Genomic DNA, 25,783 nt, shown 5'->3' with positions numbered 1-25,783 from the left:
GTGTGTTTAAAAGCCCTGCGAGATTAGGAGTTGTTGTATGAAAAATTATACCGAAAGGTATGTAAAGTGCCCGCATTGCGGACACTCTATCGGCATTACATTAGATGCAAGTAATGGTGACCAAGAGTTTTATGATGATTGCCCAGCTTGTTGCCACGCTATCCACCTAAATATGCGAGTGGATGAGTTACAAGATAAGGTCGAACTATTTATCGATGACAATTACGAATAACAGCTCGAGCATGTGAACATCAGAAATATAAAAACGCTTAAATGAAAAAGGAGCACTAGGCTCCTTTTTCTCATTCTAAAGCTGTTTTGCTGCAAGAACGCGCTCAACAGTATCAACAATTGCTTGAGTCTGAGGATCAAACTCAATATTAACACGCTCCCCTACTTGTCTCACTCCGAAAAGCGTTCGCTGCAAGGTTTCTGGAATTAGGTGTACCGAAAAACGACACGCTTCAACTTCACCAATAGTTAGCGAGCAGCCATCTAAACCAATGTAACCTTTCGCTAATACATATTTCATTGATTCTTGCGGCAGTTGGAACCAAATCGTGCGGTTATTGGGCGTATCGATGATATCGACAATATCTGCCGTTAAACTAATATGACCAGACATGCTATGCCCGCCTATTTCGTCACCAAACTTAGCCGCGCGCTCAATGTTTACGCTATCCCCTTCCACCAGCCGACCTAAATTAGTAAGAGCCAATGTCGCTTGCATTAAATCAAAACTGATAAGGTTGCCTTCGATCTTAGTCACAGTTAGACAACATCCGTTGTGTGCAACGGATGCACCAATTTCTAACCCTTTACAAAGTTCATCGCTTAACTCGACAACGTGCGTTTGAAAGCGTTCTTTTTTATCAATTTTAACGACCTTCGCCGTACCCTGAACTATTCCTGTAAACATTTCTTTTTACCTATTGATTTAATACCAACTGTAGTCGAAGACTAAGCCCTAAACACTGCGCTACAGGTCGGAAATAAAGACCGCAGACGATAAAGCCATGGCTTAATGAACACTGGTTTGTTCTCATGCATGCTTCAACATTACCATGATTCGCTGCTGTTCTCAGTAAAAGCGTATCCTTAGCGTGGAGAGCGTCCAGTCAGTGTTATCGACTATTCGCTACCTAGCTATGGAATATAAACATACAATTGTTTATCATTTGCGCGGAGTTTCTCCGAGGCATTTTTTCACCTTATCGTGACTAAAATCAACCATCAGATCCGTTCACCACATCTTTTGCCCTCGAGTACTCTCATTCTTTCAACTTATTGTTCCGCTCTGGAGTATTTTTCGTGCATCGCTATAAAGAAGAAGCATCAAGTCTTATCAAATTGGCGACCCCGGTATTGATCGCATCTGTCGCTCAAACTGGTATGGGGTTTGTTGATACCGTAATGGCTGGCGGCGTTAGCGCCACCGACATGGCTGCGGTTTCTGTCGCTTCAAGTATTTGGCTACCATCCATTTTGTTTGGGGTGGGTTTATTAATGGCATTGGTCCCTGTTGTCGCACAGTTAAATGGCTCTGGTCGTCGAGTGAAAATCCCGTTTGAAATTCAGCAAGGCGTCGTTTTGGCATTGCTGATCAGTGTGCCGATAATTGCAGTCCTGCTTCAAACCCAGTTTATTCTCGGGCTGATGGATGTTGAAGCACTGATGGCTGAAAAAACGGTGGGATACATTCATGCCGTTATATTAGCAGTACCCGCTTTTTTACTTTTCCAAACGCTTAGAAGCTTTACGGATGGTATGTCATTGACGAAACCGGCAATGGTTATTGGCTTTATCGGTTTGCTGCTCAACATTCCTCTAAACTGGATTTTCGTGTACGGCAAGTTTGGTGCACCTGAATTAGGCGGTGTTGGCTGTGGTGTAGCAACCACGATTGTTTACTGGGTCATGTTTGCCATGCTATTGCTGTATGTGATGACATCAGAGCGATTGAAAAGCATCAACCTATTTGGAGAATGGCATCGCCCACAATGGAAAGCGCAAGTTCGTCTATTCAAGCTCGGCTTTCCTGTTGCAGCAGCGCTGTTTTTTGAAGTGACACTGTTTGCTGTTGTTGCACTGCTCGTTTCACCACTGGGTCCTATCATTGTGGCAGCGCATCAAGTCGCGATTAACTTCTCCTCGTTGGTATTTATGCTACCAATGAGTATTGGTGCAGCAGTAAGCATTCGTGTCGGCCATCGACTTGGTGAAGAAAACGTCGATGGCGCGCGCGTAGCGTCACGAGTCGGCATTATGGTTGGTCTAGCTTTGTCCGTTCTCACAGCGATTTTAACCGTCTTGTCTCGTGAGTGGATCGCCGAGCTTTACACTAGCAACCCAGAGGTAATCACTCTAGCGATGCACCTGCTCGTGTTTGCCGCTGTTTATCAATGTACGGATGCGGTTCAAGTAATCGCAGCTGGTGCATTACGCGGCTATAAAGACATGCGAGCCATCTTCAACCGTACTTTTATTGCTTATTGGATTCTTGGGCTGCCAATTGGTTACGTCCTTGGCCGTACAGACTGGATTGTCGAGCCAATGGGAGCACAAGGCTTCTGGCTTGGTTTTATCATCGGCCTATCTTCTGCGGCCTTTATGTTAGGCGTCAGAATGCGTTGGATGCATCGCCAAGAGCCAGAAGTGCAATTGAACTTTTCAGTTCAATAAAAAGTAAAAAAAGCCAGCATCCGCTGGCTTTTTTGATCGAATAATCACACGGTTGAGTATACTTATAACAAGATTACGAAGCGGTTGATTTTGCTCTCTAGACAACGGATACGAAATTATAAAAAAGGATATTTGTGCGGTCTATTTTATTGTTCTTAATCTTGCTTCTTAATGGTTGTGATAACTGGTTCAATCCAGAGAACGCCGTGTTTGATAAGTATCATCAACGTGTAGCCAATGTATTGGACGTTCCTGCTATTCCAATAGAATTACAGTCTACAGTAACGATTCCTGCGAAACGCGTTTTGTTCGAACCATTGCCAAGGCTATCTATTGGCCTGCTAGAGAGCTATCAATTACGACAGTGCGGACTCTTTAATTTACTTGCCGAGAAAAACTCACAACTTGGAAAGGTGCAGGATGCCTTTCATGATTTTGATTATCAAACTGCCCTTTTAAGAGTCATGAATCGATGTTTATCCGAATTTCCACTTAGCGATGAAGAACGCGCGACATTGACAGAGCTTTACTCAACCAAGTGGCAACATTTAGACATTCATCTCGACAACTTACTACTCGTAAGTGATGCCATGCAAAAGCAACTAACTGCCTCTGATTGGCTATCTCAAGACACGACGAATGATATTGCACGCATTAACGATGTCTATCGTATTTTCAGCGAAATGTATGATTTACCCCACCGCGCGGTCTCACGTCTACCCGATGTGGAAGTTACGCAATATCAAGAAGAGTTAGAGAAATCTCGTTTACTCGGACGACTTTACTATTCAATGGTAAACACATCCCTTTGGTTAAAAGCGACAACTCAACTACTTGAGCAGAACCAGAGCAATGTATTGTGCGGGCCGAACAGAGACACCACCCAGTTCCGCTACTTAAGAAATGTCTTTCAATCCATTTACGTTGAAGAAGTGCAACCTTATTTGGCTTATTTAGACAGTACCTATCAACAACTTAATGATGGTGCCACTTTGGTGGAGAACCGTATGCAACTCCATGGTCACCAGTATGGCATCATTGAGGCACATAGGACATTTAGGCAAGAAACCCTAAACCACGTTCAGTTTTGGCAGGGTCTCTTCAAACGATGTGGCGTAACCGTTGGCAACTAGTAAGTGCAGAGCGTTCTATTCCTTCAACCTTTCACGCAAGAATCGAGCAAAACGTGGTTTACCAGTATGTGTAAAACCGTTATATCTAAATGTAATGGTTGAACCAATTTTCGGAGGCTGGCGACGCACTTCATCGGTAAATCCGCTACCGATGTAAAACTCAATGCCATTTGGTAAGCGAACTAACATTGCTCCCATCATACCTAATAAGCGCCCTGTTCCTGGCTTATAACCCACAACTAACGCTTCATCATCTGCGTATCGTTTTAGTTTAAGCAAATCACTACCGCGTCCAGCCTGATAGCGGCTTGATACCTTCCGCAACATCACCCCTTCACCGTCGGATATTGAAATTTTATCCAACTGTGTAAACAGATGAGCTTCATTTTGAATCGCTCGGTGCTCGACATATTTGATATGAGGCTGGTCGACTTCAAGCACTAAGTCTTTGATGTTGTAATAACGCTTCCGATAATCACCAGCGGAATATGGCATATCAAAGATCATAAAGTCGATATGTCGCCAAGCAGACTCTACAGGAGTTTTATCTAATACCGTTTGCTGAACAAGATGGAAGTTACCTCTCCCAGCCCAAAGTTCACCGTCCAATGGATAGTCAGGTAAAGGTCCTGTAAACCAATCTGGGGCGTAGATTCGATTACCATTTCTCGTCACGAGATGTTGCCCAGTCCAATAAGCGCGAACACCATCAAGTTTTTCGCTATACCAATATTCAGACACATCAATGCCATCCTGATAGCTTTGTGCAAGAGAAACTGGTGGTGCGAGAGAAGTATCCGCTTGAGGCTGTGAAGACGCTGCCATAACAGCCAGCGCAATTAATGTCATTTTTAGTGGCATAAGAAGACCTTGTACAAAAAATCGTCTTTATTGAAACGTAAGTCCTCTCGATGACCTATTTATTACTAGTTGTTCTTCGACTCATAACAATCAACATTAGTAATAATTTGCAAAGATAATCATAAACTTTATGACAGGTTTTGCATTTAGTCGTTACACGTTATTCACGTAAGGCGGATGGTTCGTCAATCGAGGTGGAATCTAATTATGATGCCCCCCGCTCTAACGACTTCTTTCGGCTCAACACCTCTTATAAGCAAACCATTTCTGTGTGCGTTTTTGATTCTCAATTTGAGAATCAGTCCTTTCTCAAATTGAACAATATCATTAACAATATTTAACTATTTGATTTTTAATTAATTTCAAATTGGCACGTTACCTGCTCTATATCCAATTAGAAAAACAAACGGAGACAGAGTCATGGAATTACGCAAACTAGAAATCAATCAAGACAAGTTAGCCATTGAGTTTTTTGGTGACTTAGACGCAAGTGGCTGTCGACAAGCACAACATCACATTGATGAAGTAATTCACAACAATCATCACAAAGAAGTCGAAATTAACCTACAGCACGTCCAATTTCTTGATTCTTCAGGGATTGGTGCCATTGTTTACTTATATAAGCGTCTAGTTGAACGTGAAAGAAGCATGAGTATTGAAAACGTATCAGGCCAACCTTTAGAAATCATGAGCTTGCTTCGTATCAACCATGCCATTCCCGTTAACTCAAAAGGACACTAAAAATACCGGTTTAAACGGAGGTTGGCATGGTAAATCTTATACGACGATATGCAGTAAGCGGTCTTGTTGTCGGCATGTTTGGTTGTTCGTCGTTTGACTACCCAGAACACGGGAAAGGTGGCTTGGCGGAAAGCTATCAAGATATCTCGATCGAGAATTACCAGTTTTCCCCAGTAATGCCTGACGAGCCTTTAGGTCCAGAACATGGGTTAAGGTTTGATTGGCAATTGACCAAGTTACATCTAGACGCACTAATCCAAGAGGGCGCGCGCTGGTGTTTTCCTGCGGCAGTTGTTCAGGCCCTTGAAAAACAAAATAGAATTGCGCGCGAGTTAGAAGGTGGGCTTTTACTCGACGCTGCCAACGACCTTGTGATTCAGCGTCGACGCTTAAACCAGCTCGAACAACAACTCGACTACGTACTGAGCCAAACCACTTGCACACCGCCCGATGATATTGAAGCGCTGCGTAGCGACCTAAACATAGTCTCGGATATCTATGCACTTCTTAATATCGACAACCAGTTTGCTGTCGATTCAGCAGAAATCAACCCGAAGTACATGGGACATTTGGCAGAAGCAGCCTACATTTTACGTGACCACCCCAACCTATCTCTTGTAGTAACGGGGCATGCGGATGCAACTGGAACACCCGATTACAACCAGAAACTTGCTCAAGCGCGTGCGGAACAAGTAAAGCGTTACCTAACCGTATTTGGTATCACTTCAGAGAGAGTCACTACCAAATCTGTCGGAGACAACCTGCCACTCTATGAAGGTGAAACATCCGCCGTGCGTTTAACTAATCGTCGAGTAAGCATCGAGGTTATTAGCCCTAATTCAGATAGCGATACCTCAATAAACCGCAACCCAACGGCAGGAGGCGCGCTATGAACACGATGAAACCATTTATCCTCTTAATGTTGTTGTGTCTGGTCGCGTGGGTACCTTCTTCCATAGCGGATGAGAGCAATACTGTTAAGGTCGGTGATTTAATACAGATTAACTTACCTGGAGAGGCGTCGTTAAACCAAGGGTTTCAGGTTGATCGTCGTGGACGAATTAATTTACCAGAAGTCGGCCCTGTGTTAGTGGCCGGCTACAATGAACAACAACTCCAAGACGTGATTATCGACAGGCTAAAGACCGTGTATCGTGACGTTAACAACGCTCGAGTTTTTATTAAACAGCAACAGTTGTTAGTGTCCGTTCAAGGCTACGTGGTCAAACCCGGTGAATATACCTTACCTTCTGGGTCCAACATTCAAATGTTTGTGTACGAAGCTGGCGGCCTGCGCGCTGGGGCTCAGCTTGATAAAATGATCGTGAAACGTGGAAATAAAAACATTGAATTTGACTACAAACGCTTCCTTGATACGGGTGACAATAGCCAACTGCCAAAACTAGAATCACTGGATGTCTTATTTGTCCCCGCTTCCCCACTCGTAGGGAATATTGAGCAAGAGTTTGATGCAGCAAAACTCGCGAATTCAGGTGACAGCGCAGATTCCGCTCGTGCAATCAAAGTCTTTGGTGAAGTCAACGCACCTGGCTCGTTCTCATACAAGCCAAACACCACGCTAGTTGATGTCGTAATGCGAGCTGGCGGCGTGACACGATATGCCAGTGTTGAGCAAATTCGCGTGATAACAAACAATAACCCAACCATGTTTAACCTGAAAAAGTACCTTGATACTGGAGACCAAAGCCTACTGCCGGAGATCCTGCCAGGTGCCACCATCTTTGTCCCAAAACAGGAAGAAGAAATCAAAGCAGGTGCAAATGTGGTTTACGTGATGGGTGAAGTCGCCCATCCTGGGGCATACGAAGGCAAGCAAGGCGCTAGCTTCATGGATATCCTCGCCAACGCTGGCGGGCCCACTCGCTACGCAGAATCTCGCCAAATTCGCGTTATAAAAGCCGATGGCAAAGTCATCAAATTCGATCTTACCGCGCATACAGAAGGACTATCTTCAGCCAGACCACCAAATGTTGGACCAGGAGACGCGATTTTCGTGCCGGAGAAAACCGATTTCAATGAGAAGTCTTGGTTAAAAGTAGCACCTAGTCGAGCGGTCGCAGTGATGGGAGAAGTTGTTCGCCCTGGACGCATCGAGTGGTCAGACGAAATGGATTTGATTGATCTGCTTGCACACGTTGGTGGCCCAACTCGACGAGCTGATACCACCAAAATTGAAGTCGCCAATAACGGTCAAATGACACAATTTGACTTAGACCAATACATTCTGGATGGCTCACCAACATCAAGCCTACCTCGAGTTTCCGCTGGTACAGTCGTAAGGGTACATGCATTGCCTGACGACCCATCCGATAATAAATCGCAATGGGTAAGCCAAAGCTCTGACGCATCGATATACGTTTTCGGGCAAATCAATGCACCTGGGCGCTATCGTTTCACCGAAGATATGCATTTTCTGGATATTTTGTCTGCCGCCGATGGACCGACAATGGATGCAGATATTCACAACATCCGTGTCACACACCGAGGCCTAGGTTATGCCAAAGTGAGTAAATTGAATTTATCGATGTACTTTGAAACAGGCGATGAGTCAATTCTGCCCCACGTTCGTCCTGGTGATACCATTTACATTCCAGAAAAAAACAAAAACTGGTTAGATCGTTCAAAAGAGTCCACGGTACGCGTATTAGGTGAAGTAAGAGACCCAGGGCGATACGTATTCAATGACAACATGACTGTGCTTGATCTGTTAGCGGAAGCAGGAGGACCAACTGACAATGCCTACCTTGAAAAGATCAGTGTGGTCAATATGTCTTGCTGCCAAGGCCAAGCCCGAACATTTGATTTGGTGAACTTTAGTAAAACAGCCAACATTTATGAGCTGCCAGTCATTCGCGCAGGCGACACGATTTACATTCCCCATAAAGACGAGAGCTTTGTTGAAAAAGCGAGGGCCGGATTAAGAGATATTTTACAAATCACCACAACCATCGTGTTAATAGGAGCGTTGTAATGACTATTCCTGCAACTCACGCTGAGATTGAGCAAATTTATCTTCAGAGTGAACAGAAGGGCCACAAAACGATTTGTGTTGTGGGTTGTAAATCTGAAGATGGTGTCACTTCCTTGGCTTCATCTCTTGCAGAGCGCTTGGTTTTAGCAGGCCACAATACTTTGTATGTAGACCTTAACTTATTCAAACCCGCTTATCACACTGTTCACGAATTTGATGATGACGAGAAGGTTGGCCATTTGATCACACGAGAGAATACACATCAAACTTTAGTCGGCCTCCCTGCTCCGTCTCTCGCCAGCACTCAGTTAGCGTACCGAGACCCAACAACGCTGAAACGAAACATTGCACAATGGTTAACGCAGTACGAGCGCGTCGTGATAGATACATCACCACTTCTTAGTGTCAACCGAAGCAATATTGCGCCTCAAGTGATTGCTGGCGTATGTGATGCTACTTTGTTAGTAGCGCATTATGGCTCTACGACTGCAACCCAGCTCGAGCAAGCCAAAAAGCTACTTGATGCTAGCGATGCGAACTTGATTGGTTCTGTATTGAACATGAAGCACACACCAAGCCTGAAAGATGAGTTAATCCGCCAAGTTTCCAAGCTGCGTTTCTTACCAAAAAAGTGGAAAGAAAAACTGTCTCAGCAAATTAAAAAAAGCGAACTGTTTATGTTATAGGGAGCGCTATTATGACGATAAATAACACATTGACTATCGAGCAAGAATTAGTGGATGAGCATATTCTTCAGCAAATGATCAAAGATACGTGCGCCGAAATCATCCCTACCTTGATTGATCACTATGTCGAAGAGTCACGCGATCGCATGGAGAAAATAGAGCAAGCATTAAGCACAAAAGACCTTCAAACATTGGAGTTCGAGGTTCACACACTGGGCAGTTCTGCTCTCGCTCTAGGCAATCGAACGCTTTCAAGACAAGCAAGAATGATTGAGAAGTACTGTGTCGAAGGAAAAATACCAAAAGCATTGGAGCTTTGTGAAACACTTCCTCAACTCGCCAATGAATCGTTTGATGCGTTAGAAAAGCGAAAAGCTCAAGGGTTTGAGTAGTATCAGTGTCTTACTCCCTAGCGAAGCATCGCGTTTGATAAAGCGCGATGCCGACATCATCTCAGAAATTTAGGCTCCAAATTCAGTCATCCTCGCCAAGCCACACACCTTAAAATTATTTGGGCATAACTTAATCAATTAAAAAGTATGGATTTTTCGCAAATTTCCTACCTTGTGCTAATACTTAAATAACGCTTTTCTCAAATTGAGAATTTTCAGCACTAGAGAGCTATAAACCACTCATAATGCCAAATAGTAGTGCTGACAAAAATCATAAAAAATGAAACAAACTACGTTGGGATGGGACTATGAGACCAAGGGTATTACTGGTAGAGGACTCTACTTCACTAGCCATACTTTATAAGCAGTATGTGAAAGACGAACCTTATGACATTTTTCATGTCGAGACAGGTCGCGAAGCGATTCAATTTATTGAAAGAAGCAAACCTCAGCTCATCATTCTCGATTTGAAACTGCCCGACATGTCTGGCGAAGACGTGCTGGATTGGATCAACCAGAATGACATTCCTACGTCCGTTATTATTGCTACGGCACACGGCAGCGTCGACTTAGCCGTTAATCTAATTCAAAAAGGTGCGGAAGATTTCTTAGAAAAGCCCATAAACGCTGATCGCCTAAAAACGTCAGTTGCATTGCACCTTAAACGCGCCAAATTGGAAGATTTGGTGGAAAATATTCAGTCCAAGTTTGATCGCCACAACTATCACGGATTCATCGGTTCAAGCCTCCCGATGCAGGCGGTATACAAGACCATTGATGCTGTTGCGCCAACTTCTGCCAGTGTGTTTATTGTGGGAGAAAGCGGCACAGGTAAAGAAGTTTGTGCTGAAGCTGTCCACCGCCAGAGTGACCGTAAAGACAAGCCTTTTATTGCAATTAACTGTGGGGCTATTCCACGAGATTTGATGGAAAGTGAGATTTTTGGTCACGTTAAAGGGGCCTTTACTGGAGCAACAACAGATCGAAAAGGTGCGGCGACGCTGGCACATGGTGGCACGCTTTTTCTTGATGAGCTGTGTGAAATGGAACTTGAGATGCAAAAGAAGTTGCTCCGCTTTCTACAAACGGGCACTTACACCCCTCTTGGTGGCACTCGAGAAATGAAAGTGGATGTGAGAATCATTTGTGCCACTAACCGAGATCCATTAACAGAAGTAGAAGAAGGTCGTTTTCGTGAAGACTTATACTACCGTGTGCACGTTATACCTATCGATATGCCCCCATTACGTGAACGAGGAAGTGACATCGTCACGCTTGCCAAGCACTTCTTGACCACTTACGCCAAACAGGACAAAAAGAAATTCTCAACAATCGACAGTGAAGCTCAACATATCATCAAGCATTACGAATGGCCGGGTAATGTAAGGCAACTACAAAACATCATACGTAACATTGTGGTGCTTAATAACGACGAAAAAGTCACGGTGAGCCACCTACCCGCTCAACTCACTAAAAAGTCAAAAGTTACGAAAACAACGACACCTGCGCATGTTGCTCAAGAGTCAGCAAACATTGCACCAATCACACCACCACCTGGTTATACTGAGGAACCTTCACCTTCTGCGGTCGAACCGTCGATTACCGCAGCGGAGCTGCCTGGTACACCGTCCTCTGCTGCTACCTCACCGTACTTTAACTCTGATGGAACCATTCGCCCTATGTGGCAAGTAGAGCGTGAAGCAATTCAAAACGCAATTGCGTACTGTGATGGCAACGTCCTCAACGCCGCTGTCATGCTGGAGTTAAGCCCATCTACGGTTTACCGAAAAAAACAAGCGTGGGAAGCGGATGAAATTAATCTCGAACAATCTTGATAAACCTGCCATTGGTGAAATTTGGATCTTGCTTGATAGCCGTCTATTCGGTGGCATTGAAAGTCACGTTATCGAGCTAGCTCGGGGATTAATAGCCTTTGGACACAAAGCTCGAGTTGTGCTAACCACTGAGTATTCACCAGCTGCTCAGATTGTACAGAAGGCAAAAGAAGCCGCGATCCCTGTGAGTTACTTAAACTATTTGTCTGGCGAGCCCAATAAAGCTTTAAAAATTAAACACCTAACAAGCGCCGTCGCCAATCACCAACCCTCAGTGGTTCACTCCCATGGTTATAAAGCGTCGATTTTGTCGCGCTGCGCCAAACTGCTCACCCGTACGTTTCCTCGTTTGATTTCAACTTATCATGCTGGTGAATCGTCCTCAGGGAAGCTATGGCTATACGATTGGCTTGATAGAAGCTCAGGCAGCCTATCTGACTATTGCTTTGCTGTCAGTCCAAGTATTCAGCGCAAAGTTTTTTGTTCTTCAGAACTGCTGAATAACTTTGTTTCGATTCCCAACAGTCAACTCAACTATCAGGAGATCGCTTTTGTCGGCCGATTGAGTCAGGAAAAAGGCGCCGATCAATTTATTGAGGTAGCGAGGCTCTGTCCAACATTACAGTTTAGTGTGTACGGTGATGGCCCAGAAAAAGAATCGCTTAATCAAACTGCCCCTCCAAATGTGACTTTCTTCGGCCATCAAACCGATATGGAAGGTGTTTGGGAAAATATCAGCGTACTTATCATCTCTTCTCGTTATGAGGGTCTTCCAATGGCGGCGCTTGAAGCCATGTCGAGAGGCATTGCCGTGATGAGCTTACGTGTAGGTCGTCTTCCAGATATTATCCAAACGGGTAAAAATGGTTTTATCGTCGAAGACATTCCCTCTCTTGCTAAATGTCTTCATGACTGGATGTCGATTGGTGAAGCGCAACAATCACTCATTCGCCAGAATGCTCGACAAACCATCATTGATGATTTCTCAGCGCAAAGTGTGATTCCCGTATTGCTACAAAAATATCAAATTGAAACGGATCACTAATCCATATTGGTTCTCAATATGAGAATGATGAGTTCCAAACATAAATATCATATAAGATTCAATCACATAAACTAATGGCATATTTTGGCATCTCTATTGCAGCTCAGCAGTTAACGCAGATTAATGATGAGACAGAGGTGACTTATGACTACGCCAAAACGCATTCTATATGTTCATTATGGTGATAATTGGATTCGCGGCAGTGAAGTGGTGCTTCTGGATCTCATTTCAGGAATCGACCGCGATAAGTTTGAGCCATTCGTATGGTCCAACTGCCAACCATTAATCGATAAGTGCCAATCGCTCGGAATTGAAGCGCAACATTCAGCCTTCAATTTGGTGGGTGGTTGGAGCGCTCCGCGCTGGGATATTAGCGGTTGGAATAGCCTTATCAAACAAGGCTCAGATTTGATCGAAAAGCACAACATCGACTTGGTACACGTCAATAGCGGCGGCCCTTGTCAATGGATGTGTTTGGCTGCTCGCATGAATCATATACCACTTGTCACGCAACTTCATTGCCATTATACATTGCGCGATCGCTTCTCTCTCGGACTTCACCTCTCTCCAAAATTGATTTGCGTTAGCAAAGATGTTGGACGCGAAATTCTTCAGGACGGCTACCCACAAAACCAACTTCATGTCGTACACAACGGCGTGTCACTTCAAGGCGTGGATACACCCATAGACATTAAAGATCGCCTCGGAATCCCATCACAGGCCTTTACCTTTCTGTCGGTGGGTTCGCTGATTAAGCGCAAAGGGTTTGACCGCCTTATTCGGGCAATGCGCATGCACAACTACCACCACCACAACCCTCACCTTGTTATTGTTGGTGACGGCGAAGAAAGAGAAGCACTGCAACAGCTTGCCGCAGATCTTGGTATCCAAGAACGAGTGCACTTTGTCGGAGAGCAACACAATGCCGGAGCGTGGATGTGTGGTAATGCAGACGCTTTTATTAGCGGCGCCTATGAAGAGGCCTTTGGTCTCGTGCTCGGGGAAGCGGCTTTAGCTCAACTGCCTATCGTGGCTCCTAAAACGGGAGGCATTCCTGAGTTGTTCGAGCATAATCACTCTGCATTGCTGTACCAGAACAGTGGAATGGCGAGCCTGTTAAACGCGATTCAACAAGTCATGCAAGACGCGGCATTAAGAAACAAGCTGGCGGAAAACGCTTACCTACATGCTAGCCAGCACTTAACGACGACTGCATCTATCAACGCTATTGAACGTATTTACGAAGGTGAACTTAATAACAACGCCATTACACCAATGCCAATGACTCACTGCATGAAGCCTCTTTCACGCTGGTTGAGCATCAATTGAGGAGCCCGGTCATGAAACGTGTATTGATGTTCGACGCCATCCCAATGCAAGGTGGATCCAAAATCGCGAATGCAGAGCTCCTTAAGCAGTGCGATAAGCTGAGCGTGATTGGTTACCTACTCACTACAAATCCAGAGCATTGGGCGTCACTGCTTAGTGATACACCGCGTGTGCAAGTTATAAAAATAAAACCGTCACCATTTAACTCGACTCATGGCCTGACCTACTGGTTGATGAACGCTTACTACTTTCTCCAACTTCTCTACGCGTGCATGAAGCTTCCAAAGATAGATAGCTTTTTGGGCCTATCTTGCCCAAGTAATGATATGCCTTTGTACTTACTACGATTAATTAGCAAAAAGCCTGTGGTACAGATGGTTCATGGCCCTATTGGACGATCGAGATCTGCTGGCTACTGCTTAGTAAAAGCATCGGCAATTTACTACTTGGCAAACACCCGCGAATCAATGGTAGAAGCATTACAGGCCTACCTCAAAACAGAGAAGCCAGCCACCGAACGCTATTGGTGTGGTTTGAATACATCTACGTTTGTTAATGGATTATCGAAAGATCGCTGGCCAAAACAAGCGAATCCGATTTCAAGCCGCGTTTTCTGGGCAGCTAGCTTACTAAAATGGAAGAACATCGATCTTTTGCTTGATGCTTTAACACTTGATGAGTCGAAAAAGATCAAATCCACCGTGTGTTACATCAAACCTAACGTGGCAGGTGTGGAATATTCAACACCGGACTTCAACACACAAGGTGTTGAATGGCATGAATGCCCAAACAACTTAGATGAATTGCGTTCACAGTGTGGTGTGTTTGTTTCCACCAGTCTCAACGAACCTTTTGGGTTATCTATTTTGGAGGCTCTCGCTGCAGGTATGTGTGTCGTCATTCCACATGATGATAGTTATTGGGACCGCGTGTTAACTCACGGCCGAAATTGTATTAAATACACGCCTAACAATGTGGCTTCGTTACACAACGCAATTCGCCTTTTGAATGAATCGCCGTGGATGAAAGTAACGATGGGTATCGAAGCACTAAATGTTTCTCAACTATACACAGCCGAACGTTGTTATTTGCCAATCGCCCAGCACCTTGCTAGCGAAATTGCTACCAACAATGATTGCGCACTCAAGACACCGCGAGACATCAAAGGATATGACCATGTCTAAAGCAATGACCAACATGACGCTATTTGCTATCGCCTTAGTGATCAATAAAAGCATCAGCCTAATCATGCTACCTGTATTGCCCCACTTTCTCTCACCAGAGCAAATGGGCAAGCTTGAGCTTCTAACAACCTTTGGTGTTGTTACGACCTTGTTCGTCAGTTTCGCTTTGCATGAAGCGCTTTATCGATTCGTCGGCGTTGAAAAGGATCAAAATACGCGCACAACCCTACTAAACCAGCTGTACTCACTTGCTTTACTCATCGCTGGCGTCGTCGCTCTTAGCTTGCTCACTATCATTTTAATCGCCCCCATTCCCGCGCCTTTTACGCGAGTCGAATTTGCTATTGTTATGTTTGCCATCGTTCTAGAAGGCAGTATTGCAATCGGCACTGCCTGGTTAAGAACACAAGACGACAAAGCAAGAACTCTGCTTAACGTCATGGTCACTACCACCATTTTTCAGGTCATTTTTATCGTCGCGGCGCTGTCTGTTCATCCCCATGTTATTTCTGTTTTGTGGGGTGGCTTGTTGGCTGCTATTACTCAATTTGTTTGGCTGCACATCGTTAACCGTTACAATGTCACCCTTCCTAAACTGACATTGGCAAAACAATACCTAAACTACTGCCTACCAATGATGATGGCCGGTTTAGTAGCATTTTGTCTCAATGGCGCTGAACGCTGGTTCATTGGTGCCAACACTTCTCTTGCGACGTTAGGGATTTACGCGATAGCGGTAAAATTTGCAGTGGGCATGTGTATTTTAGTGCAGCCATTTGGCATGTGGTGGATGCCACGTCGATTTAACTACTTAGAAGGACGCAAGAACACTGAAGCAGTGCGCATCACACACTTAGGTATGATTTACATTACAGGTTTGAGTGTGGTGGTCGGCACATTAGCAATGGTGATGATCACCTACTTACTGCCAGAAACCTATCATGAGGCGGTACTATTCAGCTTATTCTTGCTACCTATCGCCATGTTAAAAGAATGGAGTGAGTTGATTAACATCTCCATTTTGTACAAGCGTCGTACTCGCTGGCTACTGGGTATAAATGTCGTCTCTGCGTGCGTTGCGATTGCTTTGCTGTTTGGCTTATCTTCTCTGGGTATTTATGGGGTATTCATTGCGCTTTATTACGCACAACTGTGTAAGCTGGGCCTGACTTATGTAGTAGGCCAACAATGTATGACGTTGCCTTTCCACCTAAGTCTGATGGTTTTATTACAGATTATATCCGGTGTGGCACTGTTCCTGCTTCACTCTTCACAATCAATAGGCATCGCCATCGCAATTTGCATTTTGACATGCAGTTTGCTGGCAGGGATAGCCACTCGCTACATGAGTAAAGAGACGCTCAATGCTCTCACTCGATACATAGTGAAACGGCGTGGACAGGTGAAGAGATACTCGTTATGAATGAAACCAAGGTGAGAACAAAACAGTCCATCGCAGCACTGACGATCACTGTCGGTATCGGCCTGCTTTGGGTTGTTATGCCTCATCCCATTTTGATTGTTGCGTTGTGTTTCGCACCACTCGCGTTACTGTTTGTTCTCAATCAAACGTTTTGGCTTGTCACACTGTTCGTTATTTTTTCATTCTTTCGTATTCACGAAGCCTTTCCTGTTATCTATAACTTCAAGATCCCATTACTGTTATCATTGGGGGCACTCGCCGCACTCGCTTTTCACCTTCTTATAAGCCGCCAGATTACAGCTTTTTGGCACCCTTCATTAAAGTGGCTGTGTATATTTTGGGGTCTGGTGATCATCGGAATCATATTCGCTTCCAGTCGTGATATCGCAATAACGGTGTTCAAAAACACCTATTGGAAAATCATCATTATGACGTTGGCCATCACCTGGCTTATTACTAAACCTTCACAGCTCGCACAGATGTCAAAAGCAATTATTTTCGCCGGATTATTGATTGGTCTAGTGGCATTACAAAACGCAGCGAATGGCATTGATTTAGTCGAAGGAACGCGCGTGTCAATAGGACGATCCATAGGTTCAGTACTTGGCGATCCTAACGATTTGGCACTAGTGCTGATGTTTCCCCTTGCCTTTACCGTTAGTCAATTGATGGAGAAGCATTCCCCCAAGCATCTCAGACTCTTTGCCCTTATCACCTGTTTGGTTTTGTTCTTTGCGATCATTGAGACGCAGAGCCGCGGGGGGTTACTAGGTTCACTGTCTGTATTTGCCTACTTTGCTTTTAAACACATCAAAAGCAAAACATTAGTCTTGGTATTAGGCGCTATCGCAGCGATCGTACTCTACGCATTCGCTGGTATTTCAGGACGAGAATCGGGGGGAGCAGCTGAGGATGGTATAGATGCCTCTGCGATGGGGCGACTTTATGCGTGGGAAGCGGCATTTAAAATGGCGCTGCATCACCCGTTGACTGGCGTAGGTCTAGATAACTTTTACTTTAATTACTATTTCTACAGCCCACACTGGGATGGTATCAACCACGCCGTCCATAGTACTTGGTTTGGCGTGTTAGCAGAAACGGGTTTTGTCGGGCTCGCGGTGTTCATTACTTTAATTGTGTCATTGATCCGCACCTCTTTGCATTCCATCTCATTGTTGACACCAAAATCAGATTACACCCTCTCTGTAGGAGCAAACGCCGTGTTAAGTGGGCTTATCGGTACCATCGTATCAGGCACTTTTCTGACTCAAGGTTTCACCTGGCCAATTTACATTCTAGCGGCATTAACAGTTGTCGTTAGCCGAATTGTTCAAAGTGACTGTCAAAATGAGAAATCCTAGTTTCAAACATAAACAAAACCCATAACTCACTGTTTTAAAATGGCTAATTCCTTGGCACGCATTGTGATTACTCACTTAATTAGTAATCAAATAACCAAGACTCAAGGAGAGCCACATGACGGACATCGTAGTATTTGGAGAAGATTTTGGTGGGCTACCCTCTTCCACTCAGCATATTGTCAAGCAACTAGCAGCGAACCATCGAATCCTTTGGGTGAACTCCATTGGCCTTCGTCAACCTAAGCTGGATTCTAAAGACATACAGCGTGCGTTAAACAAACTCACTCGTGTATTTCATAACGTAGGCTCACACAAGCCAACATTGGACTCTGAAACAAACCCAAACATTCACATCATCAACTTGCTCACCATTCCTGCCCCTAGTTCTGCATTAGCAAGAAAAGTGGCCGCTAAGATGATGAAACACCAACTCAACAAACAATTACAAGCTCTTGGTTTTGATAAGCCTGTATTTTGGACGTCGCTCCCGACTGCTGCCGATCTTTGTGCAGAAATGAACCCACGTGGACTGATTTACTATTGTGGCGATGACTTTAGCGCTTTAGCTGGTGTTGACCACGACACGGTGGCCAAGCACGAACGTACTCTTGTTAATGCGGCCAGCGTTATCTTTACGGCAAGCGAAACACTCTCCACCAAATTTCCATCTGGTAAAACCGTCACTTTGCCTCACGGTGTCGACGTTAGTCTGTTTTCTGAGCCAGCACCTAAGGCTGAAGATTTTCCTAATAATGGTCGCAAAGTGCTGGGCTTTTATGGCAGTTTGTCTGAATGGTTAGACTACGACTTAATTGCCCAAGTCGCAGACCAAGCGCCTGACTGGGATCTCGTGTTCATCGGCCCTAACGAGTTCAGTGATAATCCACTTCCACAAAGATGCAACGTATACTACCTGGGCCCGAGAGCGCATCACACTCTGCCAAGCTACTCCCAACACTGGGATGCCAGTTGGTTGCCCTTTGTTGATAACGCTCAAATCAAGGCATGTAATCCGCTTAAACTTCTTGAGTACTTGGCAACAGGAACCCCTGTTATCAGCACACCGTTTCCTGCATTAATGCCCTACAAACATATGCTTCATGTGGTTCAAAATGTCGAAGACGTGCGTGCCAGTCTCGATCACCTCCTACCGCCACCAACAGATTCAAAGTCATTTGTTCAACAGCAAAGCTGGGAAGCAAGAGCCAACCAAGTTGATAAATTAGTGAGGGCGCTATGAACGATTTAAGAGAAAACCTCAGCGTACTGTTACATGGAGCTTGGAGACGTCGCTACATGATCGTTATTCCTATGCTTGTCTTGCCTGTGCTGGGTTTCATCGTAAGTAAACTGGTTCCGACGACTTATGTTGCTCATACCAGCATGCTTATTCAAGAGACAGCGAAAATGAACCCGTTCCTTCAAGACCTTGCCGTCTCAACAATGCTTAAAGACCGATTGAGCGCACTCAGTACTCTGCTAAAAAGCCGACACGTTTTGTATTCTGTCGCAAAAGAACAATCGCTGATCAATGACGAGATGAGTGCAAAAGAGCAAGAGTTCATCATAAAAGATCTTGCGTCGCGCCTGTCTGTTCAGCCACTCGGTAAAGACTTCATTCAAATTCAATTGCAAAGTGGTAAATCAGAAGGAATGGAGTCGATGCTGCTCTCTGTCAGAGAGCATTTTGTCGAACAGCTTTTGGCTCCTGAGCGTTCTTCGATTAAAGATTCGAGTCATTTTTTGACTATCCATATCAACAAACGCAGGGAAGAACTAGACAAGGCTGAACAAGCTTTTGCAGAGTATAAAAATACTTACTCAGACGCGACACCCGAAATGCAAGCTCAAAGCCTTACTCGCCTTGCTAGCCTCAAACAAACGCTAGCCGAAAAGGAGGCGGAGCTTGCTGGTGTTTCACGAAGTCTAGGCAGTTTGGATCAACAACTATCCAAAACGAACCCGGTTATCGGTAAACTGGAAGAGCAAATCATCGACATTCGTAGTGAACTTACCCTGCTTCGCGCTAAATACACAGAGGCGCATAGTTTAGTGCAAGGTAAGTTGCGAGAATTAAACCGGTTGGAGCAGGAACGCTCGGTACTCTTGAACTCTAAACAACCAGAACTAAACAGTGCTCAACTATGGGATATCGCGAGCAATACCACAGTAAACAGTCTTGGCGAAGCACAGCCTCTACTTGTCTCCCAACTACATCAATTACAAATGATGCGCGGACGTTTTGAAGCACTTACGGAAGAAACCAACAGCTTGCGAGACATGATCCAAGAATTAGAGCGAAATGCGCACCAATTTGGGAGCACAGCGACAGAAATCAACCGCTTAGCTCGTGACGTCGCAGTGAAGAGAGAAATGTATGATGAACTCGTCGAACGCTATGAGATGGCCCAACTAACGGGTTCTTTGGGAGAGTTTGAAGAGAATAAGCGCGTAAAAATCATTGATGAACCGTTCACGCCAACGATTCCAACTAACTTACCTAGTTTTGTATTTGTCATTTTAGGATTTATTGGTGGCGCTGGTTTAGGCATTGGATTAGCGACGATACTAGAGTTAGCCGATAACTCTATCCGCTCTAAAAGAGCATTAGAAAAACACCTTGGTGTTCCTGTCATCACCACTTTACCTAACGTAGTGTACGGAAACTAACCGCCATAAGAACTCATTTACAAGCACTCGGTCGGCGAGTGCTTTTCTTTTACTACTGCCTTATACAGCCTCATAGCATGTCCACTAATATGAATCTCAAATTGAGAATAAACATAAAGCCTCACAAACATCAATATTAACCCATTGTTTTTAAATGATTAATTTTTTTGGCACGCAGTCTGCAATTCCTAAATAAACAAAGAACTCAACGAGGGTTTGAAAATGGAATTCAGACAAAAACACAATAACACTAAGCACAGCAAAAAAGTGATATTACACGTCGTGCAACACTTAGCTCCTGGTGGTTTAGAAACGCTCGTACTAGAAATGCTTCGTTTTGCGCAGCCAAACCATTCCGTTTTTGTCGTGAGCTTAGAAGGAAGCAAAGAACATGCACTACAAGGCTGGCAAAAACTATTGCCCTACCAAGGCCAACTGCACTTTCTTAATAAGAAACCTGGATTCAGCGGAAAAACCATCAGTACGCTGACTACCATGCTCAAAGGACTTAAGCCTGACGTGGTCCACACCCATCATATCGGCCCACTTCTGTATGGTGGTATTGCTGCACGTTTAGCGCACGTACCTGTAGTGATTCATACCGAGCACGACGCATGGCACCTTAATAACAAAAAATCAGCTCGACTGCAGTCCCTTTTGCTAACGATGATTCGCCCGCAAGTAGTTGCCGATGCTAACTTTGTCGCCCATCAAATACAGACTAAGTTAAAGTATCGCAAAGTTTGTACTATCCATAACGGGATTGACTGTCAGAAGTTTAAAAGCGGTGACCAAACGGCAACAAGACACTTGTTTGAACTTCCAACCGACAAAATCGTGATTGGCGTTGCCGGGCGTCTAGAAGCAGTTAAAGGCCATAAAGTGCTTATCGAAGCATTCTCTCATCTTACGCCAAACACACACCTAGCCATTGCTGGAGATGGTTCTCAGCGAGCTCAATTGGAAGCACAAGTTAGAACGTTAAAACTTGAAGATCGAGTAACCTTTTTAGGCTTGGTCGACGATATGCCCAGCTTTTACCAAAGCCTAGACTTGTTTTGCTTACCATCACTTCAAGAGGGCTTTCCTCTCTCAACCCTCGAGGCTCAAGCATGTGACATTCCTTGCGTCGCAACGGATGTTGGCGGCGTGAAAGAGACGCTCTGTCCGAACAACAGCACACTGGTTGAAGCAAATCGCGTGTTTTCGTTGGCAGAAGCGTTATCACAACAACTGGAATCATCACACCGTTCTCCTCGAACTTTTATTCTCAAACACTTTGATATCAGAGACATGGTGAGTCGCTACTCACGTTTGGCCAAGGAGGCTAGCTATGAATGATTTACTTTGGATTATAGGGTTTGGTTTATCCGCATTTTTGATTGTCTATCATCACGTTGGGTACCCACTGCTCCTTAAATGGCTTCCTTTAAAACGGCAAGCCGAAACCAAAGCACCATTTGTAGAGCGAGCTTACAAAGCCTCCAAAACAGATAACCAGCTACCCTCTATTACTGTCATCGTGCCCGCCTACAATGAAGAACAATGGATAGCAGAGAAGATCCGTAACCTTGCGAGCCTAGATTACCCGAGGGATAAATTAAGAGTAGTGATCGCATGTGATGGCTGCACAGATAACACAGCCGAGATTGCTCAAGCGACAATTCAAGAAGCAATCTGCTCTGATACTCTGTTCATTATTAATGATCACCAAGTCAATCGCGGTAAAGTTGCCCTACTCAACGAAGAAATGCGTCATGTTAGCTCGGACATTACCGCACTGAGTGACACGTCGGCATTGATTTCTTGCGATTCTCTGTTGCTAGCTAGTCAGCATTATCAAAATGAGAACGTTGGAGTGGTTAACGCAACATATCAAATAATGAGCACTGATAACCAAGGTGAAGCGGCGTATTGGCAATACCAGTCTCGAGTAAAGCACCAAGAATCCTTGTTAGGTTCAACGATTGGTTCCCACGGTGCGTTTTACACTTTCAGAACTCACTTATTTGAACCACTGGAAGTTAGCACCATTAATGACGACTTTATTCTCCCTATGAGAATCGTTTTGCGAGGCTATAGCGCTATTTACGAGCCAAACATGCTGGCGCTTGAGCTCGAACAAAGCTCAGATGACGCAGATTTCAAACGACGCCTAAGAATTTCAGCAGGTAACATGCAGCAGCTCATGCAATTAAAGAAATTACTGCTACCTCGCTATCGTGGCACTGCCTTTGCATTTCTATCGGGAAAGGTTCTGCGCTTAGCAACACCCTATTTGATGATTGTTTGCTTTATTTGCTCACTACTACTGGCACACAATCCGCTGTTTCAAGTAATGCTGTTCGCACAAGTTGGTATTTACAGCATCGCGCTTATTACTTACTTAATGCCAGCACTTAACACTATTAAACCTTTTAAGCTGATTAGCTACATCGTCATTGGTCATCTCGCCAACTTTATCGGCGGTATGAAGTATTTGCTCGGAATGGAAAATGGACGTTGGAAACGCGTCAACCAATAAGGAAAGCATCATGAAAAACTCACGCTACGATTCAAATGTATGCCACGCAAAAAGAACGTTTGATGTACTGGTTGCAATGCTTATTTTGGTCGTCACTGCACCACTATTCCCATTTATCGCGCTAGCGATCAAAACCACATCGAAAGGCCCTGTGATTTATCGCCAATTGCGAGTAGGACGCTGCACACCAGAAAAAATGGATCTTTTTCAAATCATGAAGTTTCGCACCATGTATATTGATGCAGAGCAACGCTCTGGCGCAGTATGGGCAACTGAAAATGATCCCCGCATCACGCCAGTAGGACGCTTTTTACGCAAAACGCGTTTAGATGAACTACCTCAACTGTTTAATGTGTTGAGAGGTGAAATGTCGATGATTGGGCCGCGCCCAGAACGCCCAGCTTTCTACCAGAAATTAGAAGATGAAATCCCCTATTTTGTAGAGCGCACATATGGCGTGTTACCGGGTATCACAGGCTTAGCTCAGGTTAACCAAGGCTATGATGCATGCATTGAGGATGTAAGACGCAAAGTTGGGTTTGACCACAGTTACGCACTAAGCTTAGGTTCGTTTTACTCTTGGATTTCAATGGACCTTTCAATCATGAGCAAAACATTCGTTGTGATGATTGACGGACGAGGTCAATAACTTCCGGTTCTGGTAACGGTCACTCTTGCCACTGGCGTCGCATCTTTTCTATCGTCGCTGGTGGCACGTCATGAATGCTTTGATACGCTCCGTGGCACACTTTAATTTCCACCTCGATGCGCTTCTTCATGCAGTAGTCCATGTAACGCTTCATCTCCCAATGTCGAACAAACGTATTGCTCACAATCACGACTCTCCCTTTGTTCAACCACTTTCTAGTTTGCTGAAAACACCACTCATGCGCTTGAGGTAATTGAACCGGTTCAAAGTGATAATCACCTTCATCATTTTCAAAATACATGTCAGCTTCAAAATGCTTAGCACCAAGCTCTATCGCTAGTTGTTTTGCTAAGGTTGTTTTACCTGAACCCGGAAGTCCACGAATAAGAATGAGTTTAGCCAGTGACATAATGCAGTTTAATGAGGTGGGAATAAGCCTAAACTGTAACGAAATTATTGGAAAAGAAAAGTAGAAATAAAAAATGCCGAGCACATTAGGCTCGGCATTTAAACTCAATCATGGATCGTGTTGTATTTATTTGTAAGCTGGCAGTTCTGTTCTTAACCCTTTCACCAAACTTACGCACATCAACAGCAGAACAAAAGTAAACGGTAATCCTGTTGCAACAACGCCTGATTGCAATGCTTGCAGGGCTTCTTTACCACCAACCCAAAGCATTACGGCTGCAATTGCACCTTCAATACACGCCCAGAAAATGCGTTGCGGTACTGGTGCATCAATCTTACCACCGGCGGTAATACTATCGATAACCAGCGAGCCAGAGTCTGACGATGTAATAAAGAATACCAGAATCAGCACGATAGAAAGCATTGAAATCACTGAGCTATACGGAAGCGCATCGTAAACATGGAACAGAGTCAATGAAATATCAGTTAGGCCATTTGCACCTAGCTCACCAACTTTATTCACCACTTGGTCAAGTGCGATACCACCAAACACAGACATCCAAATCAAAGTAACAACTGTAGGAATAACGATGACTGCGAATAAGAATTCTCGAACCGTACGACCTTTAGACACACGCGCGATAAACATACCAACAAACGGTGACCAAGATACCCACCAAGCCCAGTAGAATACCGTCCAGCCGTGCATCCAAGTTTCATCTTCACGACCGTGAGGGTTACTCAATGGAATAATATTTTCAATGTAAGCCATTGTTGTGTCGCGTAGCGAGCTCCACGCCGTATCAAACGTGATGAAGGTAATGAAAATAAGCAGCGCAAACGCAACCACCATATTGACGTTACTCAGTAGCTTAACACCACCATCAATACCACGAATCACTGATAACACCGCGATAAAGGTAACGAAGGTGATCACAATCATTTGTGTACCAATGCCGCCTTCTAGACCAAAGACATGGTTAATACCACTGGTCGCCTGCTGAGCACCTAGACCTAGCGACGTTGCAAGACCAAATAGCGTCGACAAAACGGCAAGGATATCAATAACGTGACCTAACCAACCCCATGCACGGTCACCAAAAATTGGATAGAACGCCGCGCGCAATGAAAGTGGTAAACCTTTGTTAAAGGCAAAAAACGCTAATGCTAGTGCAACGAGTGCGTAAATACTCCAACCATGTACACCCCAGTGGAACATAGTGGCACCCATCGCGAGGGATTTTGCTTCTTCGGTGTATGGTACTGCGTTAAGTGGCATTCCCCACCAATCAGTGAAATACGCGGTCGGCTCAGCCACACTCCAGAACAGAAGACCAATACCCATACCCGCGGCGAAAAGCATCGACAACCAAGAAACGGTTGAGTGATCCGGCGTTGCTTCTTTGCCTCCTAAGCGGATTTTACCTAGCGGAGAAAAAAGAAGAGCAACGGCGAACAATAAGAAGAAGTTTGTCGACCACATAAAGAACGCATCAAACTGTTCGATAATTCCGTTTTTTAGACCGTTTAATACGTCACGAGCAGTGGTTGGCTCAACAAGAAGAAGTGAAATCAGACAGAAAACAACGAGCCCCGCACTAATGCCAAAAACCGGGTTATGTATATCGAATCCCCACTTTTGAACGTTATCCTGTCCAACCTGATAATCGGTTGTATCAATACTATATTTTTTAAATGCATTATCCATAAATACAAATTTAACGTGAATTTGAAACGCCCCTCAGGTGAGAAGAACTCCAATACCGCCCTCCATTAATTTGAACTCTAAAGTTTTAAAGCGGGACGAATTTTAGCAGCAATCACATATTTTTGCAAAAAGTCGTGATTTATTGCATTTTAAGCTCAAT

23 protein-coding genes are annotated in these 25,783 nt (G+C 44.5%); 19 read left to right on the top strand and 4 right to left on the bottom strand.

Translation table 11 applies throughout. The annotated features are described in order from the left end of the window. Positions 1 to 37: 37 nt before the first annotated feature. Positions 38 to 232: a CPXCG motif-containing cysteine-rich protein gene (locus R7P67_RS10170; RefSeq protein WP_017634925.1), complete on the top strand. Its 195-nt coding sequence runs from the start codon at positions 38 to 40 to the stop codon at positions 230 to 232. Positions 233 to 307: 75 nt separating this feature from the next. On the opposite strand, the gene R7P67_RS10165 is transcribed toward R7P67_RS10170, so the two are convergent. Next, positions 308 to 919 carry a riboflavin synthase gene (locus R7P67_RS10165; protein WP_005377625.1) on the bottom strand — a complete coding sequence of 204 codons (612 nt, stop codon included), beginning with the start codon at positions 917 to 919 and terminating at the stop codon, positions 308 to 310. Between the two features lie 392 nt (positions 920 to 1,311). On the opposite strand from R7P67_RS10165, the gene R7P67_RS10160 reads away from it, so the two are divergent. Together R7P67_RS10160 and R7P67_RS10155 are read left to right on the top strand one after the other, a co-directional pair. Next, positions 1,312 to 2,682 carry an MATE family efflux transporter gene (locus tag R7P67_RS10160; protein ID WP_005377626.1) on the top strand — a complete coding sequence of 457 codons (1,371 nt, stop codon included), beginning with the start codon at positions 1,312 to 1,314 and terminating at the stop codon, positions 2,680 to 2,682. Between the two features lie 134 nt (positions 2,683 to 2,816). Further along, complete coding sequence (locus tag R7P67_RS10155; protein ID WP_213891673.1) at positions 2,817 to 3,815, top strand: DUF3080 domain-containing protein; 999 nt, start codon at positions 2,817 to 2,819, stop codon at positions 3,813 to 3,815. Positions 3,816 to 3,830: 15 nt separating this feature from the next. Here R7P67_RS10155 and R7P67_RS10150 read toward each other — a convergent pair whose 3' ends face one another. Continuing rightward, positions 3,831 to 4,676, bottom strand: coding sequence for a DNA ligase (locus R7P67_RS10150; protein WP_017634928.1), 846 nt, complete (start codon positions 4,674 to 4,676; stop codon positions 3,831 to 3,833). A 420-nt stretch (positions 4,677 to 5,096) separates the two neighbouring features. Between R7P67_RS10150 and R7P67_RS10145 the strand changes: the two genes are divergently transcribed. The 16 genes from R7P67_RS10145 (at position 5,097) to R7P67_RS10070 (ending at position 23,507) form a co-directional block, all read left to right on the top strand. After that, a complete protein-coding gene (locus R7P67_RS10145) occupies positions 5,097 to 5,417 on the top strand; it encodes an STAS domain-containing protein (protein WP_017634929.1) in 321 nt (106 codons plus the stop codon). A 26-nt stretch (positions 5,418 to 5,443) separates the two neighbouring features. Continuing rightward, positions 5,444 to 6,310: an OmpA family protein gene (locus R7P67_RS10140; protein ID WP_005377631.1), complete on the top strand. Its 867-nt coding sequence runs from the start codon at positions 5,444 to 5,446 to the stop codon at positions 6,308 to 6,310. Then, positions 6,307 to 8,409, top strand: a complete 2,103-nt coding sequence (locus tag R7P67_RS10135; protein ID WP_064353904.1) for an SLBB domain-containing protein — start codon at positions 6,307 to 6,309, stop codon at positions 8,407 to 8,409. The genes R7P67_RS10140 and R7P67_RS10135 overlap by 4 nt, the downstream gene beginning before the upstream one ends. Continuing rightward, entirely contained in the window at positions 8,409 to 9,095 is a 687-nt protein-coding gene (locus R7P67_RS10130; protein WP_262653745.1) for an AAA family ATPase, read from the top strand. The genes R7P67_RS10135 and R7P67_RS10130 overlap by 1 nt, the downstream gene beginning before the upstream one ends. 11 nt (positions 9,096 to 9,106) lie before the next feature. Beyond that, complete coding sequence (locus R7P67_RS10125) at positions 9,107 to 9,487, top strand: Hpt domain-containing protein (RefSeq protein WP_005377636.1); 381 nt, start codon at positions 9,107 to 9,109, stop codon at positions 9,485 to 9,487. A gap of 308 nt (positions 9,488 to 9,795) precedes the next feature. Further along, on the top strand, positions 9,796 to 11,322 hold the full coding sequence (locus R7P67_RS10120) for a sigma-54-dependent transcriptional regulator (protein ID WP_262653743.1): 1,527 nt from the start codon (positions 9,796 to 9,798) through the stop codon (positions 11,320 to 11,322). After that, on the top strand, positions 11,297 to 12,367 hold the full coding sequence (locus R7P67_RS10115; protein WP_213891671.1) for a glycosyltransferase family 4 protein: 1,071 nt from the start codon (positions 11,297 to 11,299) through the stop codon (positions 12,365 to 12,367). Before R7P67_RS10120 ends, R7P67_RS10115 begins: the two co-directional genes overlap by 26 nt. 144 nt (positions 12,368 to 12,511) lie before the next feature. Continuing rightward, the gene (locus R7P67_RS10110) at positions 12,512 to 13,696 is read left to right on the top strand and encodes a glycosyltransferase (RefSeq protein ID WP_262653740.1); all 1,185 of its coding nucleotides are present in this window, start codon (positions 12,512 to 12,514) and stop codon (positions 13,694 to 13,696) included. Positions 13,697 to 13,707: 11 nt separating this feature from the next. Further along, positions 13,708 to 14,880 (top strand): glycosyltransferase, encoded by a 1,173-nt coding sequence (locus R7P67_RS10105; protein ID WP_213960874.1) that lies wholly within the window; start codon positions 13,708 to 13,710, stop codon positions 14,878 to 14,880. After that, positions 14,873 to 16,303, top strand: coding sequence for a lipopolysaccharide biosynthesis protein (locus tag R7P67_RS10100; protein ID WP_258641739.1), 1,431 nt, complete (start codon positions 14,873 to 14,875; stop codon positions 16,301 to 16,303). The genes R7P67_RS10105 and R7P67_RS10100 overlap by 8 nt, the downstream gene beginning before the upstream one ends. After that, positions 16,300 to 17,664: an O-antigen ligase family protein gene (locus R7P67_RS10095; protein WP_162497020.1), complete on the top strand. Its 1,365-nt coding sequence runs from the start codon at positions 16,300 to 16,302 to the stop codon at positions 17,662 to 17,664. Before R7P67_RS10100 ends, R7P67_RS10095 begins: the two co-directional genes overlap by 4 nt. 115 nt (positions 17,665 to 17,779) lie before the next feature. Continuing rightward, the gene (locus tag R7P67_RS10090; RefSeq protein WP_262653737.1) at positions 17,780 to 18,904 is read left to right on the top strand and encodes a glycosyltransferase; all 1,125 of its coding nucleotides are present in this window, start codon (positions 17,780 to 17,782) and stop codon (positions 18,902 to 18,904) included. Then, positions 18,901 to 20,334, top strand: a complete 1,434-nt coding sequence (locus tag R7P67_RS10085) for a GumC family protein (protein WP_005377649.1) — start codon at positions 18,901 to 18,903, stop codon at positions 20,332 to 20,334. Before R7P67_RS10090 ends, R7P67_RS10085 begins: the two co-directional genes overlap by 4 nt. Before the next feature lie 222 nt (positions 20,335 to 20,556). Next, positions 20,557 to 21,675 carry a glycosyltransferase gene (locus R7P67_RS10080; protein ID WP_262653736.1) on the top strand — a complete coding sequence of 373 codons (1,119 nt, stop codon included), beginning with the start codon at positions 20,557 to 20,559 and terminating at the stop codon, positions 21,673 to 21,675. After that, positions 21,668 to 22,858, top strand: coding sequence for a glycosyltransferase family 2 protein (locus R7P67_RS10075; protein ID WP_205390867.1), 1,191 nt, complete (start codon positions 21,668 to 21,670; stop codon positions 22,856 to 22,858). Before R7P67_RS10080 ends, R7P67_RS10075 begins: the two co-directional genes overlap by 8 nt. A 10-nt stretch (positions 22,859 to 22,868) precedes the next feature. After that, entirely contained in the window at positions 22,869 to 23,507 is a 639-nt protein-coding gene (locus R7P67_RS10070; RefSeq protein WP_005377654.1) for a sugar transferase, read from the top strand. Positions 23,508 to 23,526: 19 nt separating this feature from the next. Here the strand turns inward: R7P67_RS10070 and R7P67_RS10065 are convergent, their stop codons facing one another. Both R7P67_RS10065 and R7P67_RS10060 read right to left on the bottom strand, forming a co-directional pair. After that, positions 23,527 to 23,916 carry an ATP-binding protein gene (locus tag R7P67_RS10065; RefSeq protein WP_005377656.1) on the bottom strand — a complete coding sequence of 130 codons (390 nt, stop codon included), beginning with the start codon at positions 23,914 to 23,916 and terminating at the stop codon, positions 23,527 to 23,529. A gap of 126 nt (positions 23,917 to 24,042) precedes the next feature. Beyond that, positions 24,043 to 25,623 (bottom strand): BCCT family transporter, encoded by a 1,581-nt coding sequence (locus R7P67_RS10060; protein WP_005377659.1) that lies wholly within the window; start codon positions 25,621 to 25,623, stop codon positions 24,043 to 24,045. Positions 25,624 to 25,783 lie beyond the last annotated feature (160 nt).

This window comes from Vibrio sp. Vb0937 (assembly GCF_033338855.1).
This window is presented reverse-complemented; position numbering and strand designations above follow the sequence as displayed.